Origin of the sequence: Pseudomonas sp. JUb52 (assembly GCF_004341115.1) — a bacterium.
In the GTDB taxonomy this organism is placed as follows: domain Bacteria; phylum Pseudomonadota; class Gammaproteobacteria; order Pseudomonadales; family Pseudomonadaceae; genus Chryseomonas; species Chryseomonas oryzihabitans.
This window is the reverse complement of the sequence record NZ_SLYS01000022.1, coordinates 17849-41580: the sequence shown is the minus strand read 5'-3', so window position 1 is coordinate 41580 and position 23732 is coordinate 17849. Positions and strand designations below refer to the sequence as shown.

The window sequence follows — 23732 nt, the reverse complement described above, 5'->3', positions numbered from 1 at the left end:
GCTGCTGACCATCGCCTATGGCGTGCTCAAATCGGGCAAGCCTTTCGACCCTGCTTTAGCCATTGCACACTGAAGGGCGAAGACGGTATCTACGCCGAACCCACCCCCCACGCCGATCCGCCCCCTCTCCCGCCTGCGGGAGAGGGCTGGGGTGAGAGTGCTCCAGGCGGCACGAGTTGGCCACGTCAGGAAGCCCGCTTGCACTAGGGTTCCGGTGATCTCTGCTGTTGGGCGAACCAGCCAAGGAAAGCGGCCAGTCGCTGGCGGAATTCGGCAGCGGCTGCCTGAGGTTGCAAGGCCTCGGTATAGAAGAACTCGATTGCGACCCCTTGCTCGGGATACAGCCGCAAGGCCCGCGTCCGATGCTCTTCCAGCGTCCAGGGCCAGTCGATCTCGTCGGGCCGACGCAGCACCAGCAACGCGCGCAGCAGCCGCCGCGCCGCCTCTCGTTGCAGGCGCAACCGCTCAACGGGCAGCGTGCCCGTGACCAGGGTATGCAGATACCCCTCCAACACAGGTATTACAGTGCCATTCACCGCTCGAGCGATGGCCGCGTCCGGCTTGAAGGGGGTAAAACGCCGCGCCAGATCCTCGCCCCACAGCCAGCGACAATGATGCTTGAGCCAGAACCCCCAACTGAGGCGATTGGCTGAGGCGAGGGCCTCGGCTCGGCGCCCGAGGTCAAAATCGATCTTGCTGACTTCAGGGTAGCCAAGCTCCAGCGTGCGCCGCAGATGCTCCAGCTCGTTCACCTGGGTGCTCGGGCAGGCATCGCTCAGGATCAACGTAAGATCCAGATCAGACTGCGCCGGTCGGGCACGACCTTCGGCCACGCTGCCATAGACATAGAGCGCGACCAGATGCGCGCCCAGCAAAGCTGGTAACTGACTGCAGACGGCGGTCAGCACCGCCTGGTACTCGTGCTGGAAGGGCAACTCCGGCACCTGGCGGATAAAACCGGCTGCATCCAGTCCATTGTCAGCCGCATGCATCAGAACAACCCCATCTGTTGATCCAACAGCCGGTCGAAGCGGTCGCCGACGAAGGGCAGGATGGCGTCGGCCACCGGGGCCAGCTGGCGCTGCACATAGTGGTCGTAGTCCGGCGGCGCATGGGGCAGCTCGACCGGTTCGGCGCCGGCGGTGGTGATCAGGTAGCTGATCCAGCCGCCGCGGCGAAAGCGGCTGCGGCGGCCCAGGCGGGCGCCATCCGCCTCCAGCAGGCGCGCCGCACGGACCTGGGGCGAGAGGTTGCTCTGGTATTCCTCCAGCGGCCGACGCAGGCGCTTGCGATAGACCAGCAGGTCGTCGAAGTCGCCGGCGCGGGTGCGGGCGACGAAGTCGCGCACATAGTCCTCGTGGGGCTCGCCGGTGAAGATGCGCAGGTAGAGCTCGCGCTGGAAGCGCTGGGCCAGTGGCGACCAGTCGCTGCGCACCGTCTCCAGGCCCTTGAACACCAGTTCCGGCTGACCGTCCGTCCCGGGTCGCAAGCCGGCGTATCTCTTCTTGCTGCCCTCCTCCGCGCCGCGGATGGTGGGCATGAGAAATCGGGAAAAATGGGTCTCGTATTGCAGCTCCAGGTGGCTTTCCAGCCCCAGCTCGGCCTGCAGCTGCGCGCGCCAGTGGGCGTTGACCGCCGCCACCAGGTCGCGACCGATGCGCTCGGCCTCGGCCTCTTCGTGAGCGCGGCCGAGCCAGACGAAGGTGGAATCGGTGTCGCCATAGATCACCCGATGGCCACGCGCCTCGATCAGCTCGCGGGTCTGGTGCATCACCGCATGGCCGCGCAGGGTGATGGATGAGGCCAGGCGGTGATCGAAGAAGCGGCAGTGCGGGGTACCCAGCACGCCATAGAAGCTGTTCATGATGATCTTCAGCGCCTGGGCCAGGGGCGCGTTGCCGGCGCGCTTGGCGGCGTCGCGCCCTTCCCAGACCCGCGCCACCATCTCCGGCAGGCAGTGCCGGGTGCGATGGAAGCGCGCGCCGCGAAAGCCCGGCACCGTCTCCGCCTCGGGCAGCGCCAGGCCCTCCACCAGGCCCACCGGATCGATGAGAAAGGTACGGATCAGCGAGGGATAGAGACTCTTGTAGTCCAGCACCAGCACCGAGTCATAGAGCCCGGGCCGCGAATCCATGACGAAGCCGCCGGGGCTGGCCTCGGGCGGCTGGGCGCCGAGATTGGGCGCGACGAAACCCTGGCGGTGCATCAGCGGCAGATAGAGGTGGTAGAAGGCGGCGATGGAGGCGCCATGACGCTCCAGCGGCAAGCCGGTGACGCTGGCCCGCTCCAGCAGGAAGCGCAGCAGGCCGGTCTTGGCGAAGATGCGCGTGACCAACTCGCAGTCCACCAGGTTGTAGCGCGCCAGGGCGCTCTTCTCGCCGGCGAACATGCGATTGATGGAGGCCATGCGGTCGTGGGGATTGTCGATGGCCTTGCCCTCGCCCAGCAGGGTGCGGCTGACGTTCTCCAGGCTGTAGGAGGGAAACACCCAGGTCGCCGACTTGAGCGCCTCCACCCCGTCGATGATCGGCCGTCCGGCCAGCAGGGCGTGGAAGGGCCGGCCCTGGCCGCCGGGTTCGTAGCGATCGTCCTCCACGGCGCCCCGGCCCAGGTGCAGGGGCACGCCCAGTTTGCGCGCGTGCTCGTGGAGCACGCGGATGTCGAACTGCAGCACGCTCCAGCCGATGATGACGTCGGGATCATGACGCGCCATCCAGGCGTTGAGGCGTTCGAGCAGGGTGGCGCGGTCGGCGACGTATTCCAGGTCGAAGTCCACCGCGGCGTCTTCCCCGGTAGGCGGGCCGAGCATGTACACCTGGCGCTGGCCGCAGCCGTGCAGGCCGATGCTGTAGAGCTCGCCGCGCTCGCTGGTCTCGATGTCCAGCGACAGGGTGCGCAGCGTGGGACGATAGTTGGGATCCGGCCGCAGGGGCGCGCCCTCGGCGGTGGGCAGCGTCACCGGCGCGGTGATGAAGCGCTCCATGAGAAAGCGATCCGCCGGGGCGATATCCGTCTCGTAGACGTCGATGCCGGCGGCGGGGAGGCGCTGCTCCAGTTCGCGCAGGGTGCGATAGCGCGACGCATAGAGCCCCAGGACGGGGCGCCGCTGGAAGTCCTGCAGCGCCAGCTCGCGGATCTCCACCCCGGCCGGCAGCAGGCGCTCGATGTCCGCCCGTCGCGCGGCCGGGGCGAAGGCCACCGCCTGTTGCCCCGGCACCCGCAGCTGGTGCGGACCGCGGTCGGTGGCGAACCAGAACACCAGCTCCATCCCGGTGGAAGTCTCGCGCCAGAGGCGTGTCAGCAAGAAACCCTGGACGGCGGCCAAAGCGGTGGCGCTCCTCGACATGGATGAAAGGCCCATTCTCGCAAGGCCAGCCGGTACAGGCGACCTCGGCGCGCCCGATGGTCCGCTCGTCGCCCCCGCCGAATGGCCTGTGTCCTGTGGCGATGATCTTGCATCGAATGCCCACACCCGTCGTAGAGCCGACTGTTCGGCGCCTGGGCGCACCCTAGCTTTCAGTTGTCAGGCCGTGTCATGAATCCGTTGTCGTCGTCGTTTCCCACCGCTGCCGCACCCCGCTACAACGCCCAGCAAGCGCGCGTGCGCGAGCAGGCGCGTCGCTGGCTGGAACAGGACGTCCTGGTGCTGGATACCGAGGCGACCGGCCTGGGCGAGGATGCCCAGCTGATCGAGGTGGCGGTCATGACCCTCAGTGGCCGGGTGCTGCTCGATACCCTGGTCCGCCCAGGCATCGCCGTACCGCGCGAGGCGACCCTGATCCATGGTCTGACCGACGCCCACCTGGCCCAGGCGCCGCGCTTTCCCGAGGTGTTCGCCTCCCTCTGGCCGCTGCTGCGGGGCCGCACCGTGCTGGCCTATGGCATGGCCTTCGACTATCGCCTGCTGGCCCACAATGCCCGCCTCCACGGCCAGGCCCTGCCGCCGGAACTGGAGCGCGAGACGCCGCCGGTGCAACTGGTGGATGGCACCCGCCTGCACTGCCTGATGCAGCTCTATGCGCACTTCTGGCAGGAGCCCAGTCTGGACAGCCGCAGCCAGGATGGCTGGCGCCGCAAGTCCCTGGCCATGGCCGCCCGCCAGCAGGGCGTCGTGGTGCAGGAAACCCATCGCGCCCTGCCCGATTGCCGACTCAAGGCCGCCCTGGTGCAGGCGCTGGCCGGGGAGGCACCGGCCACCTGGCAGGGTCTGCAGGCGCTGGCGGGCTAGCCGAGCGGCAAGGTACCGGCTGGCAGACAGGCTAACGCTGCGCGACTTGCCATACTGGAGTCGTCATCCCGCCCGAGGCCCCGCCATGAAAGCCGTCGTCTACGAAGCCTTTTCCGCGACACCCCGCCTGTGCACGGTGCCGGACCCCACCCCCGAAGCCCACGGCGTGGTGCTCAGGGTCATGGCCACCGGCGTCTGCCGCAGCGACTGGCACGGCTGGGTCGGCCATGACAGCGACATCGAATTGCCCCATGTGCCGGGCCACGAACTGGCCGGCGTGGTGGAGGCGGTAGGCAGGGACGTGACCCTCTGGCGCGTCGGCGACCGGGTGACGGTGCCCTTCGTCGGTGGCTGCGGCGCCTGTCCGCAGTGCCATGCCGGTCACCAGCAGGTCTGCGATCATCAGTTCCAGCCCGGCTTCACCCACTGGGGGTCCTTTGCCCAGTACGTCGGCATCCACCAGGCCGATCTCAATCTGGTCGCCCTGCCCGAGCAACTGGACTTCGCCACCGCGGCCAGCCTGGGCTGCCGTTTCGTGACGGCCTTTCGCGCGGTGGTCGATCAGGGCCGGGTCAGCGCCGGCCAGTGGGTCGCGGTGCACGGCTGCGGTGGCGTCGGCCTCTCGGCGATCATGATCGCCCGCGCCCTGGGCGCCCAGGTGGTGGCCATCGACATCACCGCCGACAAGCTGGCCCTGGCGCGTCGCCTCGGCGCGGTGGCGACGATCGATGCCACCCAGGTGGCCAGCGTGCCCGAAGCGGTGCAGGAACTGACCGGCGGCGGTGCGCACCTCTCCCTCGACGCCCTCGGCCATCCAATCACCTGCTGCAATTCCATCGCCTGTCTGCGCAAGCGCGGCAGGCACGTCCAGGTCGGACTGCTGCTGGGTGACCAGGCGACCCCGGCGCTGCCGATGAACCTGGTGATCGCCCGGGAACTGGAGATCCTCGGCAGCCACGGCATGCAGGCCCATCGCTACGACGTGCTGATGGCCATGCTGCGCCAGGGCACCCTGGCGCCGGAGAAACTGATCGGCCGCGAGATCAGCCTGGCCGAATCCGGCGCGGCGCTGATGCACATGGACAAGTTCGAAGGCACCGGGGTGACCGTCATCACCCGCTTCGACTAGTCCAGGCTAGTGGGCCTCCGCCGCCTGCAACACCCAGCGCAGGCCCTGGAGGTCCTCGGCGGACAGGGTCTCGCGCAGGCGGCAGAGGCGATAGTGGACGCGGGTGTTCATGGCCACCCACTCCAGGTCCTGGCGGGTGGGCTGGGCGACGAAGTATTCGCCATAGCGCTCGTCCAGCCCGGCCATGCGGTACTGGCCCTTGAGCGGCAGATAGATCTGGTTGTTCATCTCCCAGCGACTGGCGCTGCAGCCATGGAAGCGCACCTTGTCGCCAAAGGTGGACAGCTGGGTGCGAAAATCGGTGGTGGCATTGCCGGCACTGGTTTTGAACTGGCTGGCGATCACGCTGAAGACGATACCTTCCGGCGAGGGCGCGCCCCGCCATTCGATGACCCGGCGATTGAGCGCCGTGTCGAATCCATCGGTGAAGATACCGGCGGCCTGCGCCGTGAGCGTTGGCAGGGTCAAGGCACCCAGCAACGCCATCATTGTTTTCAAAACGAGCTCCTGGTGATGACCCCGGCGTCTAGCCTGAGGCAGCAGGCCGAGGCGGCAAAGGGCCAGCTTCAGACTTTGGAGACCCGATTGGCTGAAAGGTGCCCCCGGCCGGTCCGGATAAGCGGTATCTTTCACAGTCTAGCGACGAGCCCGCCTCGTCCACCCCCTTGAACCGTCGCCGGCGAGGCGTACGGCCCGACCACGAAACGACCGGCCAAGCCGCCGGAGAGCACTGCGAGGATCTATGAGCGCTGCGGACATCGATTGGAAGACCCTCGGTTTCGACTACATCAAGACCGACTTCCGCTATATCGCCACCTATCGCAACGGCAGCTGGGGACCCGGCGAGCTGACTCGCGACAACCAGCTGCACATCAGCGAAGGCTCCACGGCCATCCACTACGGCCAGCAGTGCTTCGAAGGCCTCAAGGCCTATCGCTGCCAGGACGGCTCCATCAACCTGTTCCGCCCCGACCGCAACGCCGCGCGCATGCACAAGAGCTGCGCCCGCCTGCTGATGCCGCCGGTCCCCACCGAGATGTTCATCGACGCCTGCCAGCAGGTGGTCAAGGCCAACGAGGCCTGGATCCCGCCGTACGGCACCGGTGGCGCCTTCTACCTGCGCCCCTTCGTCATCGGCGTGGGTGACAACATCGGCGTGCGCACCGCCCCCGAATTCCACTTCGTGGTGTTCGGCATCCCGGTCGGCGCCTACTTCAAGGGCGGCATGACCCCGCACAACTTTGTCATCTCCGGCTACGACCGCGCCGCGCCCCAGGGCACCGGCGCCGCCAAGGTCGGTGGCAACTACGCCGCCAGCCTGATGCCCGGCGCCCAGGCCAAGGCCGAAGGCTTCGCCGACTGCATCTACCTGGATCCCCTGACCCATCGCAAGATCGAGGAAGTCGGCTCGGCCAACTTCTTCGCCATCACCGGCGACGGCAAGTTCGTCACCCCGCGCTCCGAGTCGGTGCTGCCGGGCGTGACCCGCATGTCGCTGATGGACCTGGCCCGCGAGCGGCTGAACCTGGAAGTGGTCGAGGGCGACGTCCATATCGACCAGCTCGACCAGTTCGTCGAAGCCGGCGCCTGCGGCACCGCAGCGGTCATCACCCCCATCGGCGGCATCCAGTACGGCGAGAAGCTGCACGTCTTCCACAGCCTGACCGAAGTCGGCCCGGTGACGCGCAAGCTGTACGAAGAACTGACCGGCATCCAGACCGGCGACAAGCCGGCGCCGGAGGGTTGGATCGTCAAGGTCTGACTTGGGGTTGGTTTGGTTTGAAAAAGGCGCCTCAGGGCGCCTTTTTCATTGGACAAGGGGTTGGCGGTAGGTTGGGTTGAGCGGAGCGAAGCCCAACGTTGCGGACTTGGATGTTGGGCGCCTGGATGCTCCGGCTAGTTGCTGAGTTTTGCTTGTAGCCCTTGTTTCGCCTGGCCGGCGACTTACTTTTCTTTGCTTGTGCAAAGAAAAGTAAGCAAAAGAAAGCACACCCCACGTTTCGGCCCTCCGCTGCGCTCCGGGTCCCCTCGCTCCGGCGCCGCTCCGGGGGCACGGCACGAAGGGGCCTCCTGCCCCTCGCGCCTTGCTCGGCGTCCTGCCTCGCATCCCCCTGCGCGACACCTACATTCGGCCTCACTGACGGGGACGGGACGCTAGCCTGAAAGTTGGGTATTTCCAGTATCTGTAGCGTGGAAAACCGCGCAGCGTTTTCCACTGAGGGAGTAACGCCTATCGCGTGGACAAGGCTGCGCCGTTGTCCACCCTACGGGTTTGCACCCAACGCATCAGGCGCGCGAATCGCCCCGTTCAGGAGGGCGAGCGCCAGTGTCGTGGAGTGGGTCGAGCCGCATGGATGCGGCGAGAGGTCCAGTGGGCCATGGACGGCCCATCTGGACCGACCCCGGAACGGCGCTGGCGTGAGCGGACCCGCAGCGCAGCGAAGGGCCGGATGGTGGGGCAAGCGCTTTTGGTTACTTTTGTCGCGACTGACAAAAGTGACTCGCCCGGGTGGGCGAAACCAAAACCATCAAAGCACTCGATAATCAGCTAGAGCCAAGTGTTGGGCCTCGCTCCGCTCAACCCAACCTACGCCACCCTCCCCTACACCCCCTCCCGCCGCCGCAGGATGGCGCGGGCGCCGATGAACAGCACCGCCACGCAGATCGCCGCCGCGATCAGCCAGCGCTTCGACACATGATGCTCGGCGAAGAAGTCCCGCAGGATCTCGCCCACCGCATAACCGATGCCGGTCATGACGAAGCCCCAGAGCAGCGCGCCGATGACGTTGAAGATCAGGAAACGCCGCGGGCGCACCCCGCTGGCGCCGATCAGCAGCGGGCCGATGAGGCGGAAGCCGTAGGCGAAGCGGATGCCGATGATCCACAGCGCCTCGTGGCGATGGATACGGCTGCGCAGCCAGTCGATGCGTGCCTGCTGGCGCTTGAAACGACCGAGGATGCGATCGCCGTAGCGCCGCCCCAGAAAGAACAGCGTCTGGTCACCGATGAAGCCGCCCAGGGCCACGCAGACCGCCGTGAGTGGAAACAGCAGATAGCCGTGGCGGGCGGCGATGCCGGCCAGGATAGCCACGCCATCGCCCTCGATCAGGGCGCCCAGCACGGCGGCACCGTAGCCGTAGTTGCTGATGACCTCGCTGTCGATCATGGCGCGTCCCTAGAGACCGAGGATGGTCAGCATGATGAAGGTGCCGAACAGCACGAAGTGGGTCATGCCCTCGATGGCGTTGGTCTCGCCGTCGTTGAGGTTGATGGCGGCGACGATCAGCGTCACGGCCATCATCACCGTCTGCACCGGGGTCATGGCCATCTGGATGGGCTGGCCATTGAACAGGGCGATGGCTTCCACCACCGGTACGGTAAGGATGACGGTGGACAGACTGGCGCCCAGGGCGATGTTGATCACCGACTGCATGCGATTGGCCATGGCCGCGCGCAGGGCCGTGAGGATCTCCGGACTGGCGGAGATCACCGCCACCACCAGGGCAGGCACCAGGGCCGGCACGGCCAGGCCTTCCAGGCCGGTATCCAGCGACTTGGACATCACCTCGGCCAGGGCCCCGGTGGCGACGATGCCGACGATCAAGAGGCCGATGGACAGCGCCGAGCTGCTCTCGCCATGGCCGCCTGCCTCGCCCTGCCCTTCCACGGCCGGGCGCTTGCGCTTCTTCTCAGGGTAGTTGTAGCTGAAGAAGTAGCTGTGTGGACCGGTCTGCATGCGCAGGAACAGCGCATAGAGCAGCGCCATGGCGCCGATGGTGAAGAAGGAATAGACGTGCCACTGGGCCGTGGGGATGAATTCCGGCACCAGCATGGAGATGCTCACCGCGGTCATGATCATCACGCCGTAGCTGCGGCTGGAATCGTCGTTGTAGGGCTGCTCGCCGTGCTTGAGGCCGCCGAGCAGCGCCGCGAGGCCGATGATGCCGTTCATGTCCAGCATCACCGCGGCGTAGATGGTGTCGCGGGCCAGGGTCGGTGAGTGGTCGTGGCTCATCATGATCGCCAGGATGATCACCTCCACCAGCACGGCGGAAAGGGTCAGGATCATGGTGCCGTAGGGATCGCCGACCTTTTCCGCGAGCAATTCGGCGTGGTGGGCGACGCGCATGGCCGCGCAGATGATGGCGGCGATCAGGCCGCCGGCGGCGACCAGCGCAAGGGTCTGGCCACCGCCGAGCAGCGCGTGTTCGAACACATAGGCCAGCACCGTGGCACCGATGGCGACCAGCAGCAGGGTTTCGTCTTTGAGGGCGGCGAGCATGGAGAGGGGCGTCCTTGGTTGAGCAATGCCTTGTTACGACCGCCATAGACGGCAAAACGCTCGCACCTCGATACGCCCCTGCCCTGATCGCCCGCGCGGCGGTCCCTTAGCCGACCCGGGCGCGCGGCGCCAGGCGCTTCCACACCGCCTTGGTGCCGGTGGCGCAGGCCTGGCGATAGCCCAGGGCGTGACGCTCGACCAGGTACCAGGACACCACCGCCAGCGGGAGGGTGATGCCGATGGAAAGGATCACCATGGTCCAGGCCTCGATGCCGGGGATCACCGCCGCCAGGGTCTGCTGCACCGGAAAGGAGTAGATGTAGAGGCCATAGGAATAGTCGCCCACCTCGTTGAAGGCGCGGATGCGCCCGGCCGGCACGAAGGCGAGATAGAGCAGTACGTAGCCCAGCACCAGGTTATAGACCAGAAAGAAGCTGTCACGGTCGGGCGTGGCCACCGCCAGCAGCGCCACGGCGGCGACGAAGAGCGCGCGCGATAGCGGGATGTAGGCGCGCAGCACATAGAAGGCGCCACCGAGAAAGAACATCTGGAACAGCCGCAGCAGATGGGATTCGCTGGCGAAGAAGTAGTGGGCGAACAGCTTGAACAGGGCGGCGCCCACGGCGAACAGCAGGATGGCGCGCTGGAAGTGGCGGCTGTCCAGGCGCAGCCAGAGCACGGCCAGCCAGAGCAACGCCAGGGCGCCGTACATGCCTACCTCGAAGGGCAGCGTCCACAGCGAGCCATTGACGATGGCCTGCAGGGGATTGCCCTCGAACAGCCCGGGCAGATCGAATTCGGCGCCGGCGATCAGGCCGGTGTTCTTGAACAGATAGAACCAGGTCTGGGGATCGCTCAGATAATCCTGCAGGGGCGCCCGGGTCAGCCAGGCGCCGAGGCCAAGCACCGTCAGCACCAGCATCACCAGTAGCCCCGGTACCACCCGCAGCGCGCGACCCCAGACGAAATCGATGATGTCGGCCCGGCTGAGCAGGCTCTTGGTGACCAGGAAACCGCTGGTGATGAAGAAGATGTCGACCGCGATGTCGCCCAGGGTCATGCCCAGGCTCTCGCGTCCGGGCTCCGCCGTGGGGGTGCCACTGGAGATGGCGAAGCTGTGACTGAAGACCACGGCGAGCGCCGCGATCATGCGAATCAGATTGAGATTGTTGTTCTTGCCGCCAACATGATCCTGAACGGTCTGCACGGATACCTCACGCGTGGTGTTTGGAGCCATGCGTCCCGATTGTAGTCAGATCCAGACCCGATGCAGGCGTTATGGCCTTTTGCTGGCCCAAAGCGTGGAATGCTGGGAATTTCTGACCGACGATGCCACCGTACATCGGTCAGCGGGAACCCGGACGGCTGCGGAAAACCGGGCAAAGCGTGCGACAATCGTCCATCTTTTCCTGATTCAAGCTATCCCGAGGATCCCATGTACGACTGGCTCAACGCCCTGCCCAAGGCCGAACTGCACCTGCACCTGGAAGGCACTCTGGAGCCCGAGTTGCTGTTCAAGCTGGCCGAGCGCCATGGCGTCGCCCTGCCCTGGGGCGATGTCGAAGCCCTGCGCGCCGCCTACAACTTCGGCAATCTGCAGGAATTCCTCGACCTCTATTACGCCGGTGCCGACGTGCTGCGCACCGAGCAGGACTTCTACGACCTGACCTGGGCCTATCTGCTCAAGTGCAAGGAACAGAACGTCATCCACACCGAACCCTTCTTCGATCCCCAGACCCACACCGATCGCGGCATTCCCTTCGAGGTGGTGGTGCGCGGCATCACCCAGGCGCTGAGCGACGGTGAGAAGCAGCTGGGCGTGACCAGCGGGCTGATCCTGAGCTTCCTACGGCACCTGTCCGAAGACGCCGCCCAGGCCACCCTGGATCAGGCGCTGCCGTTCCGCGACCACTTCGTCGCCGTCGGCCTGGACAGTTCGGAAAAGGGTCATCCGCCGAGCAAGTTCAAGCGCGTCTTCGCCCGTGCCCGTGCCGAAGGCTTTCCGGCCGTCGCCCATGCCGGCGAGGAAGGTCCGCCGGAGTACATCTGGGAAGCCCTCGACCAACTCGGCGTGGTGCGGATCGACCACGGCGTGCGCGCCTTCGAGGACGAGCGCCTGATGGCTCGCCTGGCCGACCAGCAGATCCCGCTCACCGTCTGCCCGCTGTCCAACACCAAGCTCTGCGTGTTCGACGACATGAGCCAGCACACCATCCTCAAGATGCTCGACCGCGGCCTCAAGGTCACCGTCAACTCCGACGACCCGGCCTACTTCGGCGGCTACGTCACCGAGAACTTCATGGCCCTGCACGAAGGCCTGGGCATGACCCAGGAACAGGCCCGGCGCCTGGCGCAGAACAGCCTCGACGCCCGCCTGGTGAAATGAGCATGAGCCTGACCGCTGCCGAGATTTCCTACTACGAACGCTTCGCCGAGCGCCTGGCCGATGCCGCCGCCGTGGCCATCCAGCCCTACTTTCGCGCCCAGCTGGCGGTGGACGACAAGGGCGACGCCGCCGTCGCCGGGCGTCGCTACGACCCGGTGACCATCGCCGACAAGGCCGCCGAACGAGCCATGCGCGAACTCATCCAGGCCGAGCACCCGGATCACGGCATCCTGGGCGAGGAAGAGGAAAACGTCGCCGGCAGCAGTCCCCTGAGCTGGGTGCTCGACCCCATCGACGGCACCCGCGCCTTCATCACCGGCCTGCCGCTGTGGGGCACCCTGGTGGCGCTCAACGACGGCAGCCGCCCGGTGATCGGGGTGATGAACCAGCCCTTCACCGGCGAACGCTACCTGGGCACCCCGGCCGGCGCCTGGCGCAACGGCGCGGCCCTGCGCACCCGCCCCTGCGCCAGCCTGGCCCAGGCCCGGCTGATGTGCACCAGCCGCGACATCTTCGACACCCCCGAGCGCCTGGCCGCCTTCGACGCCGTGGCCGCCGAGGTGCAGCTGGCCCGCTTCGGCGGCGACTGCTACGCCTACTGCATGCTGGCCTCGGGCTTCGTCGACGTCATCATCGAGGCGGGCCTGCAGCCCTACGACGTCCAGGCGCTGATCCCCATCATTGAAGGCGCCGGCGGCCGCATGACCGCCTGGGACGGCGGCGATGCCCAGCAGGGCGGCGCCATCCTCGCCTGCGGTGATCCGAAGTTGCATGCGCAGTTGGTGGAGCGGTTGCAGCACCTGGTCTGAGGCTTGGCAGAGGGCTTCGTAGGTTGGGTTGAGCGGAGCGAAGCCCAACATTACGGAGCTGCAACCTTGGCTTTATAGGTGCCCGGCTGCTTATTGAGTGCTCTGATGGCTCTTGTTTCACCCACCCGGGCGAGTCACTTTTGCCAATCGCGGCAAAAGTAACCAAAAACGCTTGCCCCGGACATCCGGCCCTCGCTGCGCTGCGGGTCCGCTCACGCCAGCGCCGTTCCGGGGTCGGTCCAGATGGGCCGTCCATGGCCCGCTGGACCTCTCGCCGCATCCATGCGGCTCGACCCACTCAACAACACTGGCGCTCGCCCTCCTGAACGGGGCGATTCGCCAGCCTGAAAGTGTTGCCCAAGCGCTTCGTAGCGTGGACAACGGCGGAGCCTTGTCCACTGATGGTGTCAGTGCTCGCCATTGGAAAATGCTACGCGGTTTTACACGCTACGCCTTGACTCTACTGGAATCGCGGCCATGCCGGTGCGCCGTAGCGACCGCTCCTACGAGATATCCGGCTACTGTAGGAGCGGCCCATGGCCGCGATAAAGACAGTTGCTTCGGCAGTTAAGGGCTGCCAGGGGAAAACGCTCTGCGGCTTTACACGTTACAGATCCTGTGAACACCCAAGATTCACGCTTGCGCCCCGTCCCCGCCAGTGAGGCCGAGTGCAGGGGTTGCGAGGCAGGACGCCGAGCGAGGCGCAAGGGGCAGGAAGCCCCTTCGTGCCGTGCCCCCCGAGCGGCGCCGGAGCGAGGGGACCCGGAGCGCAGCGGAGGGCCGAACTGTCGGGGGTGCTTTCTTTTGCATACTTTTCTTTGCACCGGGCGGCGATCCGCAAGCAAAGAAAAGTGAGTCGCCGGCCAGGCGAAACAAGAGCTATCAACAGACCTCAATAATTAGCCGAGACACCAACAGCAATCGCGGCCATGGGCCGCTCCTACAGACCCAATCCGAGCCTGCAGGAGCGGCCGCGATTGGCCCCATGGCAATCATCCCCCGCTAACCTCTTAAGCCCCCTCTAAGCCAACTCCCGTATACCGGCAGGATTCCGCCAAGAGTCCCTGCCGTGCTCCCCTCCTCTTCCACCGCCTCCCCCAGAGCCGCACAGCTGGAGCGGGCCTTGCTGCTCGGCTGCCTGGCCGCCTACCTGCTCGCTGGCCTATTCGGTCGTGGTCTGTGGAAGGCCGACGAACCCTATTCCTTCGGCATGGTGTGGAATTTCCTCACCACCCCGGACTGGCTGGTCCCTCGGGTCGGCACCGCGCCCTTCATGGAAAAGCCGCCGCTGATGTACTGGACCGGCGCCTTGACCGCGCGACTGGCCACGCCCTGGCTGAGTGCGCCCGACGGCGCGCGGCTGGCGGTACTGGGCTGGATGCTGGTGACCCTGGCCGCCCTCGCCTGGCTGACCGAGCGGCTGCTGCCCGGCCGCCTGCGCGAGGCCGTGCTCGCCCTGCTGGGCATGCTCGGGGTGGTGCAGCACAGTCATCTGCTGATCGCCGACGTGCCGCAACTGGCCGGTGCCACCCTAGGCCTTGCCGGGCTGGCCGCGCAGTTGCACGACAACCGCCATCCCTGGCGCCGTGGCCTACTGTTCGGCAGCGGTCTGGGCATCGCCTTCATGAGCAAGGGCCTGCTGGTCCCCGGGGTGCTGGGCCTCACCGGACTGCTCTGTGCGCTCTGCTGGCCGCGGCGACTGGTCGAGCCGGAAGGACGGCACTGGCTGCTCGCCGCCAGCCTGGCCGCCCTGCCCTGGCTGCTGATCTGGCCGGCGCTGCTCTGGCACCGGGCGCCGGAGCTGTTCCATACCTGGCTGTGGACCAACAACATTGGCCGCTTCTTTGGCCTGGAAGCGCGCAACAGCGATACCGATGGCCTGGCCTCCAGCCTGGCGGATCTGCTGGCGCTGTCCTTTCCCACCGGGTTGATCCTGCTGGGTGCCACGCTCTGGCAGCTGTATCGCCGTGGCGGCAGCCCGCTGAAGCGGCTGGGTCGGCATCCGGGACTGGCCACGGTGGTGCTCTATGCGGTCGTCTGCCTGGCGGTGCTGCTCAAGTCGGCGGTGTTCCGCAGCCTCTATCTGCTGCCGCTGTTTCCGGCGCTGGCGCTGCTGGCGGCGCGGCTGCAGCCACCACCCGTGCTCGCCGCCCTCGGGCGCACCCTCGGTCTGGCTTTCTGGACGCCGGTCATCGCCTTGCTGGCCCTGGGCGGTTTCGGCCTAGCGCTGCGCTGGCCGCTGCCCTGGCCAGCGCTGGTCCGGGATCATCTGCCGCTCGCTGAACGACTGCCGGTAGGCCTGCTGGCCTGGACCCTTGCCGCGCTGGCGCTGCTCGGCTGGGGCCTGGCGCTAGGGCTGCACAGACGCCTGGCACCCGGCAGTCTCTGGTTCGTCGGCCTCACCGTGAGCTGGAGTCTGGCCAACAGTCTCTGGCTGCCCTGGGTCGACCTGGGCAACAGCTATGCCCGGCCGTTCACCGAGCTGCAGCGGGCGCTGCCACGGACGGATTGCGTAGCCAGCTACGGCCTGGGCGAGTCGGAACGCTCCATGCTGCACGTCTATGCCGGCTATCCTCCGCTGGAGCGGACCGCTCTGCGGCAGGTGCCTTGCCAGGTGCTGGTGGTGCAGGACGAATGGCACCAAGCCGTGGCGGTACCGCCGGGCTGGCAGCTGCTCTGGCAGGGCGCCCGCCCCGGCAATCTCAAGGAGCGCTTCCGTGCCTTCAGGGTATTGCCGGGAGGGTTCTCAGGCGTTGGGCTTCGCTAACGCTCAACCCGACCTACGGCAGCTCCAACCCCCACGCAAGGTTGGGTTGAGACAGCTTCACTGTCGAAGCCCAACAGCCCCAACTAACCCAGCTCGTGATAACGCCGGTCGAAGTACAGCAATCCGCCTTCGCCACCGGGCTCGGCCACCCCCAGCACCTCGCAGAGCAACAGGTCGTGGCTGCCCACCGACTGCACCCCGGCGATGCGGCAATCGCAGGCCACCAGGGCGCCGTCCAGCACCGGCGCACCGGTGGCGAGGCGGGTCCAGCGCGCCGCGGCGAAGCGTTCGGCCATGGCGGTCTTGCCGCCGAAGAGGTTGGCCAGCGCCTGCTGGCCGGCGGCCAGGACGTTGACGCAGAGCACGCCGTTGGCGCTGAAGGCCGGATGCACCGAGGCGCCGCGGTTGAGGCAGACCAGCAGGGTCGCCGGGCTGTCGCTAACGCTGCATACGGCGGTGGCGGTAAAGCCGGCCGGGCCGGCCGGACCATCGGTGGTGACCAGATTGACCGCGGCGCCCAGGCGCGCCATGGCTCACGGAAGAGGTCGCGTTCGACCGGGGCGGCGGGCGTCGTGGCAGGCGGCAAGGCATGGGCAACGGACATGGCGCTATTCCTCGGAAGATTGGCTGAGATAGTCGAGCACCACCCGGTCGAAGGTGGCGGGGTCGGTGACGCTGGAGGCATGGCCGCCCCACTCCAGCAATTCGAAGCTGGCCCGGGGCAGGCCCGTGGCCAGGCGCTGGGACGAGGTCCAGGGCACCAGCACATCGTCGCGGTTGGCCAGCACCAGGGTCGGCACCTCGATCCGCGCCAGTTCGGCGTCCACGTCGAAAGCCAGCAGGGCACCGATGCGCCGCAGGACATTGGCCTCGCCGGGGAAGTGCGCCAGGGCATGGGCCTCGTCGGCGGCCAGGCGCTCACCGTGATCGGCGATCCAGGTAGCCGGATAGAGAAAGATCGCCTGGGCCTGGACATAGGCCGCGGCGCCGCTGTCGCGCAGCAGCCGTTGACGCAGGGCGAAGCAGCGCCTGGTGTGCGGATTGGGCCGACTCCAGGCATTGACCAGCACCTGGCGGCGGATCAGGCCCGGGCGCAGCAGACTGGCCTGCAGGCCCACCAGACCGCCCAGGGCATGGCCCATGAACAGGCAGCGGTCGAGTTCCAGGCGATCGGCCAGCGCCAGCAGGTCCTCGGCCATATGCTGGATGCGGTAGTCCGCCGGCAACTCGGCCGGGCTCCTGCCGGTGCCGGTCTGGTCATAGACCACCACCCGGAATCTTTCGCCGAGGGTCGCCAGCTGCGGCGCCCAGAAGGCCCCGGCGCCGCCCAGCCCGGAGCTGAGCAGCAGGGTCTCGGCCGCCGGATCCTGGCGGCCATGGAGTTCGAAGTGCATGGGCGGTCCTTGAAGGTTGGGTGGTTGAGGCTTCCCTCACCCCAGCCCTCTCCCAGGGGGAGAGGGGGCTAGACGGAGCGCGGCCTAGCCGACATGGGCGATGCTGGCGATCTCGATCAGCGCATCCGGCTTTACCAGGCCGCACTGGATGCAGTAGCGCGCCGGCTTCTCGCCGGGAAAGAATTCGGCGTACACCGCATTGATGGCGGCGTAGTTGGCCCAGTCGGTGAGCATGATCATGTTGAAGGTGACGTCGGCCATGGTGCCGCCGGCCGCCTCCACCACGCCCTGGATGGTGGTGAGCACATGGCGTGCCTGGGCCGCGGCGTCGCCGACGTGGACCACGTTGTTCTGGGCATCGAACGGCAGAGTGCCGGAGACATAGAGTACCCCATCGGCCAGGCTGCCAGGCACGAAGGGGGCGATGGGGGTACCGGTACCGGCGGGGATCACGGCTTGCTTGGGCATGGTGGCTCAGTCCTTGGCGAAGGTGGTGTGGAAATCGGCGCAGCTGGCGACCCAGCCGAAGAAGGTCTCGATGTTGAACAGCGCGGCCTCGTGGGCCGAACGGGGCCCGGCCTGGTGGCAGGCGTCGTGCAGACAGACGCCGAAGTATTCGAGGAAGAAGCCATCCCTCAGGGTCGACTCCACGCAGACGTTGGTGGCGACGCCGACGAACACCAGGTTGCGGATGCCACGGGCGCGCAGCAGGCTGTCCAGGTGGGTGTTGTAGAAGCCGCTATAGCGGGTCTTGGGCACCACCAGGTCGGCGGCCGCCGGCTGCAGCCGGTCCACCAGGGCATAGTCCCAGCCCCCCTTAGCCAGCAGCTGCCCCTGCAATTCAGGTCGCTTGCGCATGGTCTTGAGGGCGTTGGACTTGTGCCAGTTGGGCGAACCCGGCCCGCCCGCCTCGCGATATTCCGGGTCCCAGCCATTCTGGAGCCAGACCACCTGCATGCCCGCAGTGCGGGCGGTCCCCACCACGGCGGCGACGTTTTCGATCACCGGGCCGGTGGCCGAGACGTCAAAGCCGGCCAGATCCAGATAGCCGCCCTTGCTGGCATAGGCGTTCTGCATGTCCACCACAATCAAAGCCGTCTCACTGGCCTTGAGCCGCAGCGGTTCGGGACGCGCCGGCAGCGTCACGGCTTCGGCGTCATTCGCAGGCAGGGCATAGCCCGCCAGGGTTTCCACAGCGTTCATCAGGCACTCTCCTTGAACAGCTCGACGTGACGGCGGCTCTGCATCAGCGGCTGGATGCGCTCGCCGAAGTCGGTCACGCCCTGGACGAAGTCATCGAAGGTCAGCAGCACCCCGCTGGCCCCGGGTACCTCGGCGATCTCGTCGAGCATCCGCGCCACGCTGGCGAAGGAGCCCACCAGGGTGCCCATGTTGATGTTCACCGCCGAGGTCGGATCGGCCATCTGGCGCACGTTGGTGTCGCTGCCGGACTTGGTGTCGGCGGCGGCCTGGGCGCCCAGCCAGGCGATGGCCTCTTCGTCGGCGCCGGCCTTGTAGTGCTCCCACTTGGCGCGAGCGGCCTCGTCGGTCTCGGCGGCGATGATCATGAACAGGGCGATGGAGGAGACCTCGCGCCCGGTCTTGGCGGTGGCCGCCTGTAGCCGTTCTACCGCCGGGGCGAAGGCCTTGGGCGTGTTGACGCCCTTGCCGAAGACGAAGCTGTAGTCGGCATGTTCGGCGGCGAACGCCAGGCCGGCATCGCTCGCCCCGGCGCAGACGATCTCCATGGGTGCCTGGGGACGCGGACTCACCCGGCAATCTTCCATCCGGAAGTGCGTGCCCTGGAAGTCCGATTGGCCGGTGCCCCAGAGATCGCGCAGCACCTGGGCGTATTCACCGAGGTATTGATAGCGACTGGCAAAGAACTCATCGCCCGGCCAGAGCCCCATCTGGCTGTACTCGGGCTTCTGCCAGCCGGTGACCAGGTTGACGCCGAAGCGGCCGCCGGAGATGCAGTCGATGGTGGCGGCCATGCGCGCGACGATGGCCGGCGGCAGGGTCAGGGTCGCGGCAGTGGCGAACAGCTTGATGCGCGAGGTCACCGCCGCCAGCCCGGCCATGAGGGTGAAGGACTCCAGGTTGTGGTCCCAGAATTCGGTCTTACCACCGAAGCCGCGCAGCTTGATCATGGACAGGGCGAAGTCGAAGCCGTAGTGCTCGGCGCACTGCACGATCTCGCGATTCAGCTCGAAGGTAGGCCGGTACTGGGGCGCGTTTTCCGACAGCAGCCAGCCGTTGTTGCCGATGGGAATGAAGACACCGATGTTCATCGCTCGCACTCTCCCGCAGTCAGGAATCGAAGCGCATCCAGATGCGCCGTTGCTGCAGGATCGGAGCAGAAAGCTTGCCAAGTCTTGAAAGTTCAGGCCAATTAAACACTTGGGGTCTATCCGAGAATAAAGCTGGACCATTTGGTCCAGATTAGAGCACCTAGTTTGTGCAAGGCGCCCGAATCCGGGGCATGAAGGCTGGCGCGTCATGCTAGAGTTCGGAGACTGACGCGCTACCCTTCGGGGTCCGCCGATGATTCGTCACCAGGACGGTGCGAAGCTCAACGACCGCGCCTGCAGCCGGCCCGCGTCAGATGTCCAAGAAGGCCCAAGGAGCAGTTCGTGAGTCAGGCCAGTGATCTTCCGCCACGCAAGTCCCGCCAACCCAGCCCTGCCGCCCAGCAGCGCCGGCAGCGCCAGATAGAAGCCAAGCGCGCCCAGATTCTCAGCGCGGCGCTCGATATCTTTTCCCGCTTCGGTCTGCACGGCGCCAGCCTGGATCAGGTGGCGCTGCAGGCGGACGTCTCCAAGACCAACCTGCTCTACTATTTCAGCAACAAGGAAGAGCTCTATGTCGCCGTGCTGCGTCAGCTGCTGGCGACCTGGCTGAATCCCCTGCGCACCTTCAGCGAAGACCAGGAACCCCTCGACGCCCTGCGCGGCTATCTGCTCCAGAAGCTGGAGATGTCCCGCGACTATCCCGCCGAGTCCCGGCTGTTCTGTCTGGAGATGGTCCAGGGCGCACCGCTGCTGCTCCCTGAACTGCAGGGCAGCCTGCACGACCTGATGGACGAGAAGACCCGGGTGATCCGCGCCTGGATCGCCGCCGGCAAGCTGGCTCCAGTGGATCCGCACCACCTGATCTTCAGCATCTGGGCCATCACCCAGCACTATGCGGACTTCCGCGTGCAGGTGCAGACCCTGTGCGGTCGCACGCTGAAGGATCCGCTGTTCTTCGACGAGGTCCTGCAGGGCCTGGAGACGCTGATCATCGACGGGCTCAGACCCCGCGCCGGCGGCCCGGCCTAGGCCGCCAGGAAGAACTCGGCGAACAACTCGCTGAGCCTCGGCCAGAGCGGTGCCGGCAGGTCATGGGCCATGTCCGGTATCAGCTCGAAGCGGGCGCCGGGAATGGCCCGCGCCACGGCGCGACCACAGGCCGGACGCAGCAAGGGATCCCGCGCGCCGTGCACCACCAGGGTCGGCGCCTGGATGCGGCGGGCGAAGACGCGCAGATCGCCGCTGCCGAGCAGGGCGAACAACTGCCGCTGCACCCCCTCCACATCCACCCCGCGCGCCAGGATGCGCTGCACCAGTCGTTCCAGATCGGCCTCGCTCTGGCGATACCTCGGACTCTCGATGCCGCGCAGCAGGGCCTTCTGCCGGGCGAGCGCCGCCTCCGCCGGCAGATCGGCCGGCGGCCGCAGCAGCAGGCTGCCCAGCAGCTTGAACGAGGGTGGCGGCAACAGCGGCTGATTGGTCGACGAGAACAGGATGCCCAGCCGCGCGACCCGCTGAGGCCATTGGGCGGCGAGGATCTGGGCGATCATGCCGCCCATGGAGCCGCCCAGTACGAAGGCGCGTTCCAGCCCCAGGTGATCGAGCAGCCCGACCGCATCGGCGGCCATGGCTTCCAGGCGATAGGGCACCGCGCTGGGCTTGCCCAGTTGCGCCCGCCCCAGCACCGGCCACAGTGAAGGCGGCCGTCCACCCGGCCAGCTCAGCCGCGAGGACTGGCCGACGTCGCGATTGTCGAAACGGATCACCCGCAGGCCCCGGCGCACCAGGGCCTCGCAGAAGCCTTCCGGCCAGAGCAGCAACTGGGCGCCAAAGCCCATGATCAGCAGCAGCGCCGGATCGGCGGGATCGCCCCAGTCCTCATAGGCCAGCTCGAGGGCGCCGACCCGGGCGCGACCTTCACGTATGTCCATGGCTCCCTCGCGAAATGGCTAAAGGGCCATGCTACCCCAAGGTCGTACCCGCGAAAGCGGCAGAACCGGGCGGTCACGCGGCGCTGCTGCGCTATGCTCGGACAGACCTCTTCCAGAGACCTTCGCCATGTCCGCAGCGCCCCTGGTTTACCACCTGACCGACGAAGCACGCGAAGACCTGCGCCAGGCGATCGCGGCGCCGCTGAGGCGCTACAACGACAGCCAGGCGGGCCCGAGCGGTTACCGGGCCCTGGTCATCAGCCTGACCCGCGGCGGCGAAGCCCTCGGCGGCCTCTGGGGCTACACCAGCTATGGCTGGCTCTATGTGCAGTTGCTGGCGGTGGAGGAAGCCGCCCGCGGCCAGGGCGCCGGCCGCGAATTGCTGCGGCGCGCCGAGGCCGAGGCGCTGGTCCGCGGCTGCCACGGCGCCTGGCTCGACACTCACGAATTCCAGGCCCGCGGCTTCTACGAACGCCTGGGCTACGAGGTATTCGGCGAGCTGGCGGACTATCCGCCGGGCTTCGCGCGGTATTTCCTGCGCAAGGCGCTGTGCCCGACGCCCGCCGTCGGCACTAGCGCTGGCCCTGACTGAGGGCGCTGAGGCGGGTCGAGAGTCCCTGCATCTCCTGGCCAAGCTGACGCAGGGCACCGGCGTCGCGGGCGCCCTCTTCGCTCGCCGCATGGATACGCACCGCCAGTTCATTGATTTCCTGGGTCACGTGGCTCTGCTCCTGGGCGGCCACGGCGATCTGCTGGGCGCGCTCGACGATGCCATCGAAGCTGTCGACGGTCCCGCTCAGGGTGCCGGCCACGACGGTCGCCTCTCGGACGGCGACTTCGGTACGCTGCACCCCGGCCTGCATGGTGGCCACGGCGGCGCTCGACGCCTGGCGCAGGCTGGCGATCATCCCCTGGATTTCGTTGGCGGACGCCTGGGTCCGCCCGGCCAGCGTGCGCACCTCGTCGGCGACCACCGCGAAGCCACGTCCCTGTTCACCTGCGCGAGCCGCCTCGATGGCCGCGTTGAGGGCCAGCAGGTTGGTCTGTTCGGAGATCGACTTGATCACGTCCAGCACGCCGCCGACCCGCTCGATGTCCTCGCCCAGACGGGTGATGGCGGTGGCAGCGCCACCGATCTCCTGGGCCAGCCCCTGCATTGAGTCGGTGTTGCGCGCCATCTGGCTTTGGCCGGTGTGCACCGTGCCGAGCGAAGCGCGGGCCACGTCCGAGCAGTCGGTGGTGTTGCGCGCCACCTCGCCGGCGCTGGCCGACATCTCGGTGATGGCCGTCGCCAGCAGGGTGTTGTCTTCGCGCTGCTTTTCCGCCCGATCGGCCAGGCCATGGGAGAGTTGCGCCAGCTCGGTCGCCTGGCCCTGCAGCAGCGAGGCGTCAGCGGCGATCCGGCGGAGCATCTCGCGCAGCGAGCCAGCGTAGCGATTGACCGCGCCGCGCAAGCGGCCGATTTCGTCGGCACGCCGGATGTCCAGTTCGCTCGCGTTGGCACCGTCCTGGCCCAGGCGCTCGATCTGCAGGGTGGTCTCTTCCAGCTGGGCCAGCAGGCGCCGGCCGGCGAGCCAGGCTATGCCCAGCAGCAGTGCCAGGAGCGGCAACAGCAAGAGCAGCATCTGGCTGGTCAGGCGCGTGGCCAGGCCGGTGACCTGAGCTTCGGGCGTGACCAGACCGACCTGCCAGCCGGTCGCATCCATCGGCACCAGGGTGACGTAAGCGGCGCCATCGAGCTGGCGGTCGTGAGGGAGGTACAGGGTGCGGTTGCCCGTTTGGCCGAGGGCATCCGCCACCGCCTTGAACGAGGCCTCACCCGCGATCACGTCGTTCAGCGTCGGCAGGCCCTTGGCACCCTTGATCCCAGGGAAATAGAGCAGATTGCCACTGCGATCGACGGCGAAGGCATAGCCACCGGTCACGCCACCCTGGCGTTCGAGGAAGGCGGCGAGACCATCGAGCTTGAGGTCCAGCGTCGCCACGCCGGCGAAGGCGTTCTGTTGGCGATAGGGCACGCTGCAGGTGGTCATGGCGACCTGGCTGACCGGGTCCTGGTAGGCGTCGGACCAGACGCACCGTCCCGCGGTGGCCGCCTTGGCATCGCGATACCAGGATTCGTCGCGATAGGCCGAGGTCTGGGGCGCATTGTAGTCGTCCGAGTACTCCAGACCGCCGGCGCCGTTGCGAGCCCAGAAGAAGCTGCGGCGGTCGACCCCCGGGGTGAAGGCGGCGGGTTCCGGCCAGAGGCCTCCGCCGGCGATGGCCTGGTCGCCGTGGCTGTCGATGAGCCTCGGCAGGACGGCCTTCACTAGGGCTTCGTCATGGGGCAGCGTCTCGCCCAGATCCGCCAGGGCCACGCTGGTCCCTTCGATACGCGCCAGCTGCAGGGCGAGTTGCCGTGCGATGGCGGTGGCCGACTGTTCGGCCGCGGCCGTCCCGGCGGCCACCAGTTGCGGTTTACCACCAAAGGCCATCACGGCGTAGACGCCGACGGCGGTGAGCCCCAGCAGGC

The 23732-nt window shown here is 67.2% G+C and carries 19 protein-coding genes and 3 pseudogenes; 8 read left to right on the top strand and 14 right to left on the bottom strand.

The window, feature by feature from the left end; all coding sequences use genetic code 11:
• Positions 1–203: 203 nt before the first annotated feature.
• Positions 204–992 carry a nucleotidyltransferase domain-containing protein gene (locus EC839_RS23120; RefSeq protein WP_007163108.1) on the bottom strand — a complete coding sequence of 263 codons (789 nt, stop codon included), beginning with the start codon at positions 990–992 and terminating at the stop codon, positions 204–206.
• Complete coding sequence (locus tag EC839_RS23115) at positions 992–3325, bottom strand: DNA polymerase II (protein ID WP_007163107.1); 2334 nt, start codon at positions 3323–3325, stop codon at positions 992–994. The genes EC839_RS23120 and EC839_RS23115 overlap by 1 nt, the downstream gene beginning before the upstream one ends.
• Before the next feature lie 210 nt (positions 3326–3535).
• On the opposite strand from EC839_RS23115, the gene EC839_RS23110 reads away from it, so the two are divergent.
• Together EC839_RS23110 and EC839_RS23105 are read left to right on the top strand one after the other, a co-directional pair.
• On the top strand, positions 3536–4228 hold the full coding sequence (locus EC839_RS23110; protein ID WP_080568416.1) for a 3'-5' exonuclease: 693 nt from the start codon (positions 3536–3538) through the stop codon (positions 4226–4228).
• Between the two features lie 85 nt (positions 4229–4313).
• Positions 4314–5357, top strand: a complete 1044-nt coding sequence (locus tag EC839_RS23105) for a zinc-dependent alcohol dehydrogenase family protein (protein ID WP_007163105.1) — start codon at positions 4314–4316, stop codon at positions 5355–5357.
• Between the two features lie 6 nt (positions 5358–5363).
• On the opposite strand, the gene EC839_RS23100 is transcribed toward EC839_RS23105, so the two are convergent.
• A complete protein-coding gene (locus EC839_RS23100) occupies positions 5364–5855 on the bottom strand; it encodes a hypothetical protein (protein WP_177416793.1) in 492 nt (163 codons plus the stop codon).
• 244 nt (positions 5856–6099) lie between these two features.
• On the opposite strand from EC839_RS23100, the gene EC839_RS23095 reads away from it, so the two are divergent.
• Entirely contained in the window at positions 6100–7119 is a 1020-nt protein-coding gene (locus tag EC839_RS23095) for a branched-chain amino acid aminotransferase (RefSeq protein WP_007163103.1), read from the top strand.
• Between the two features lie 840 nt (positions 7120–7959).
• On the opposite strand, the gene EC839_RS23085 is transcribed toward EC839_RS23095, so the two are convergent.
• The 3 genes from EC839_RS23085 to EC839_RS23075 all read right to left on the bottom strand — a co-directional run bounded on the left by EC839_RS23085 (position 7960) and on the right by EC839_RS23075 (position 10846).
• The gene (locus EC839_RS23085; RefSeq protein ID WP_007163102.1) at positions 7960–8523 is read right to left on the bottom strand and encodes a DedA family protein; all 564 of its coding nucleotides are present in this window, start codon (positions 8521–8523) and stop codon (positions 7960–7962) included.
• Between the two features lie 9 nt (positions 8524–8532).
• Positions 8533–9639: a calcium:proton antiporter gene (locus EC839_RS23080; RefSeq protein WP_007163101.1), complete on the bottom strand. Its 1107-nt coding sequence runs from the start codon at positions 9637–9639 to the stop codon at positions 8533–8535.
• 106 nt (positions 9640–9745) lie between these two features.
• A complete protein-coding gene (locus tag EC839_RS23075; RefSeq protein WP_100169021.1) occupies positions 9746–10846 on the bottom strand; it encodes an acyltransferase in 1101 nt (366 codons plus the stop codon).
• 228 nt (positions 10847–11074) lie between these two features.
• Here EC839_RS23075 and EC839_RS23070 point away from each other — a divergent pair, with 228 nt between their 5' ends.
• The 3 genes from EC839_RS23070 (at position 11075) to EC839_RS23060 (ending at position 15601) form a co-directional block, all read left to right on the top strand.
• A complete protein-coding gene (locus EC839_RS23070; protein ID WP_007163099.1) occupies positions 11075–12025 on the top strand; it encodes an adenosine deaminase in 951 nt (316 codons plus the stop codon).
• A 2-nt stretch (positions 12026–12027) separates the two neighbouring features.
• Positions 12028–12834: a histidinol-phosphatase gene (gene hisN, locus EC839_RS23065; protein WP_007163098.1), complete on the top strand. Its 807-nt coding sequence runs from the start codon at positions 12028–12030 to the stop codon at positions 12832–12834.
• 1069 nt (positions 12835–13903) lie between these two features.
• Positions 13904–15601 (top strand): glycosyltransferase family 39 protein, encoded by a 1698-nt coding sequence (locus EC839_RS23060; protein WP_177416791.1) that lies wholly within the window; start codon positions 13904–13906, stop codon positions 15599–15601.
• An 83-nt stretch (positions 15602–15684) separates the two neighbouring features.
• Here the strand turns inward: EC839_RS23060 and EC839_RS23055 are convergent.
• The 5 genes and pseudogenes from EC839_RS23055 to rutA form a co-directional block, all read right to left on the bottom strand.
• A pseudogene (locus EC839_RS23055) lies at positions 15685–16205 on the bottom strand (flavin reductase).
• A 4-nt stretch (positions 16206–16209) separates the two neighbouring features.
• Entirely contained in the window at positions 16210–16995 is a 786-nt protein-coding gene (gene rutD, locus EC839_RS23050; RefSeq protein WP_007162983.1) for a pyrimidine utilization protein D, read from the bottom strand.
• A gap of 84 nt (positions 16996–17079) precedes the next feature.
• Positions 17080–17463: a pyrimidine utilization protein C gene (gene rutC, locus EC839_RS23045; RefSeq protein ID WP_027600052.1), complete on the bottom strand. Its 384-nt coding sequence runs from the start codon at positions 17461–17463 to the stop codon at positions 17080–17082.
• Positions 17464–17469: 6 nt separating this feature from the next.
• Positions 17470–18198, bottom strand: coding sequence for a pyrimidine utilization protein B (gene rutB / locus EC839_RS23040; RefSeq protein WP_007162985.1), 729 nt, complete (start codon positions 18196–18198; stop codon positions 17470–17472).
• Positions 18198–19286 carry a pyrimidine utilization protein A gene (gene rutA / locus EC839_RS23035; RefSeq protein ID WP_007162986.1) on the bottom strand — a complete coding sequence of 363 codons (1089 nt, stop codon included), beginning with the start codon at positions 19284–19286 and terminating at the stop codon, positions 18198–18200. Before rutA ends, rutB begins: the two co-directional genes overlap by 1 nt.
• A gap of 342 nt (positions 19287–19628) precedes the next feature.
• On the opposite strand from rutA, the gene rutR reads away from it, so the two are divergent.
• Entirely contained in the window at positions 19629–20315 is a 687-nt protein-coding gene (gene rutR / locus EC839_RS23030; protein ID WP_007162987.1) for an HTH-type transcriptional regulator RutR, read from the top strand.
• Here rutR and EC839_RS23025 read toward each other — a convergent pair.
• Positions 20312–21217, bottom strand: coding sequence for an alpha/beta fold hydrolase (locus EC839_RS23025; protein WP_007162988.1), 906 nt, complete (start codon positions 21215–21217; stop codon positions 20312–20314). The two genes, rutR and EC839_RS23025, sit on opposite strands and share 4 nt — an antisense overlap.
• Positions 21218–21344: 127 nt before the next feature.
• Between EC839_RS23025 and EC839_RS23020 the strand changes: the two genes are divergently transcribed.
• Entirely contained in the window at positions 21345–21809 is a 465-nt protein-coding gene (locus tag EC839_RS23020; protein ID WP_007162989.1) for an N-acetyltransferase, read from the top strand.
• Here EC839_RS23020 and EC839_RS25140 read toward each other — a convergent pair.
• Positions 21790–22386, bottom strand: a pseudogene (locus EC839_RS25140) (methyl-accepting chemotaxis protein); the annotation flags it as partial. The gene EC839_RS23020 and the pseudogene EC839_RS25140 overlap by 20 nt on opposite strands.
• A 522-nt stretch (positions 22387–22908) precedes the next feature.
• Positions 22909–23694: pseudogene (locus tag EC839_RS25135) on the bottom strand (cache domain-containing protein); the annotation flags it as partial.
• Positions 23695–23732: the final 38 nt, after the last annotated feature.

Bases quoted from the DNA above. Each gene is read 5' to 3' on its own strand.
- EC839_RS23120 (WP_007163108.1), bottom strand. From the start codon at position 992: ATGCATGCGGCTGACAATGGACTGGATGCAGCCGGTTTTATCCGCCAG.
- EC839_RS23110 (WP_080568416.1), top strand. From the start codon at position 3,536: ATGAATCCGTTGTCGTCGTCGTTTCCCACCGCTGCCGCACCCCGCTAC.
- EC839_RS23105 (WP_007163105.1), top strand. From the start codon at position 4,314: ATGAAAGCCGTCGTCTACGAAGCCTTTTCCGCGACACCCCGCCTGTGC.
- EC839_RS23095 (WP_007163103.1), top strand. From the start codon at position 6,100: ATGAGCGCTGCGGACATCGATTGGAAGACCCTCGGTTTCGACTACATC.
- EC839_RS23085 (WP_007163102.1), bottom strand. From the start codon at position 8,523: ATGATCGACAGCGAGGTCATCAGCAACTACGGCTACGGTGCCGCCGTG.
- EC839_RS23080 (WP_007163101.1), bottom strand. From the start codon at position 9,639: ATGCTCGCCGCCCTCAAAGACGAAACCCTGCTGCTGGTCGCCATCGGT.
- EC839_RS23070 (WP_007163099.1), top strand. From the start codon at position 11,075: ATGTACGACTGGCTCAACGCCCTGCCCAAGGCCGAACTGCACCTGCAC.
- hisN (WP_007163098.1), top strand. From the start codon at position 12,028: ATGAGCCTGACCGCTGCCGAGATTTCCTACTACGAACGCTTCGCCGAG.
- rutD (WP_007162983.1), bottom strand. From the start codon at position 16,995: ATGCACTTCGAACTCCATGGCCGCCAGGATCCGGCGGCCGAGACCCTG.
- rutC (WP_027600052.1), bottom strand. From the start codon at position 17,463: ATGCCCAAGCAAGCCGTGATCCCCGCCGGTACCGGTACCCCCATCGCC.
- rutB (WP_007162985.1), bottom strand. From the start codon at position 18,198: ATGAACGCTGTGGAAACCCTGGCGGGCTATGCCCTGCCTGCGAATGAC.
- rutA (WP_007162986.1), bottom strand. From the start codon at position 19,286: ATGAACATCGGTGTCTTCATTCCCATCGGCAACAACGGCTGGCTGCTG.
- EC839_RS23025 (WP_007162988.1), bottom strand. From the start codon at position 21,217: ATGGACATACGTGAAGGTCGCGCCCGGGTCGGCGCCCTCGAGCTGGCC.
- EC839_RS23020 (WP_007162989.1), top strand. From the start codon at position 21,345: ATGTCCGCAGCGCCCCTGGTTTACCACCTGACCGACGAAGCACGCGAA.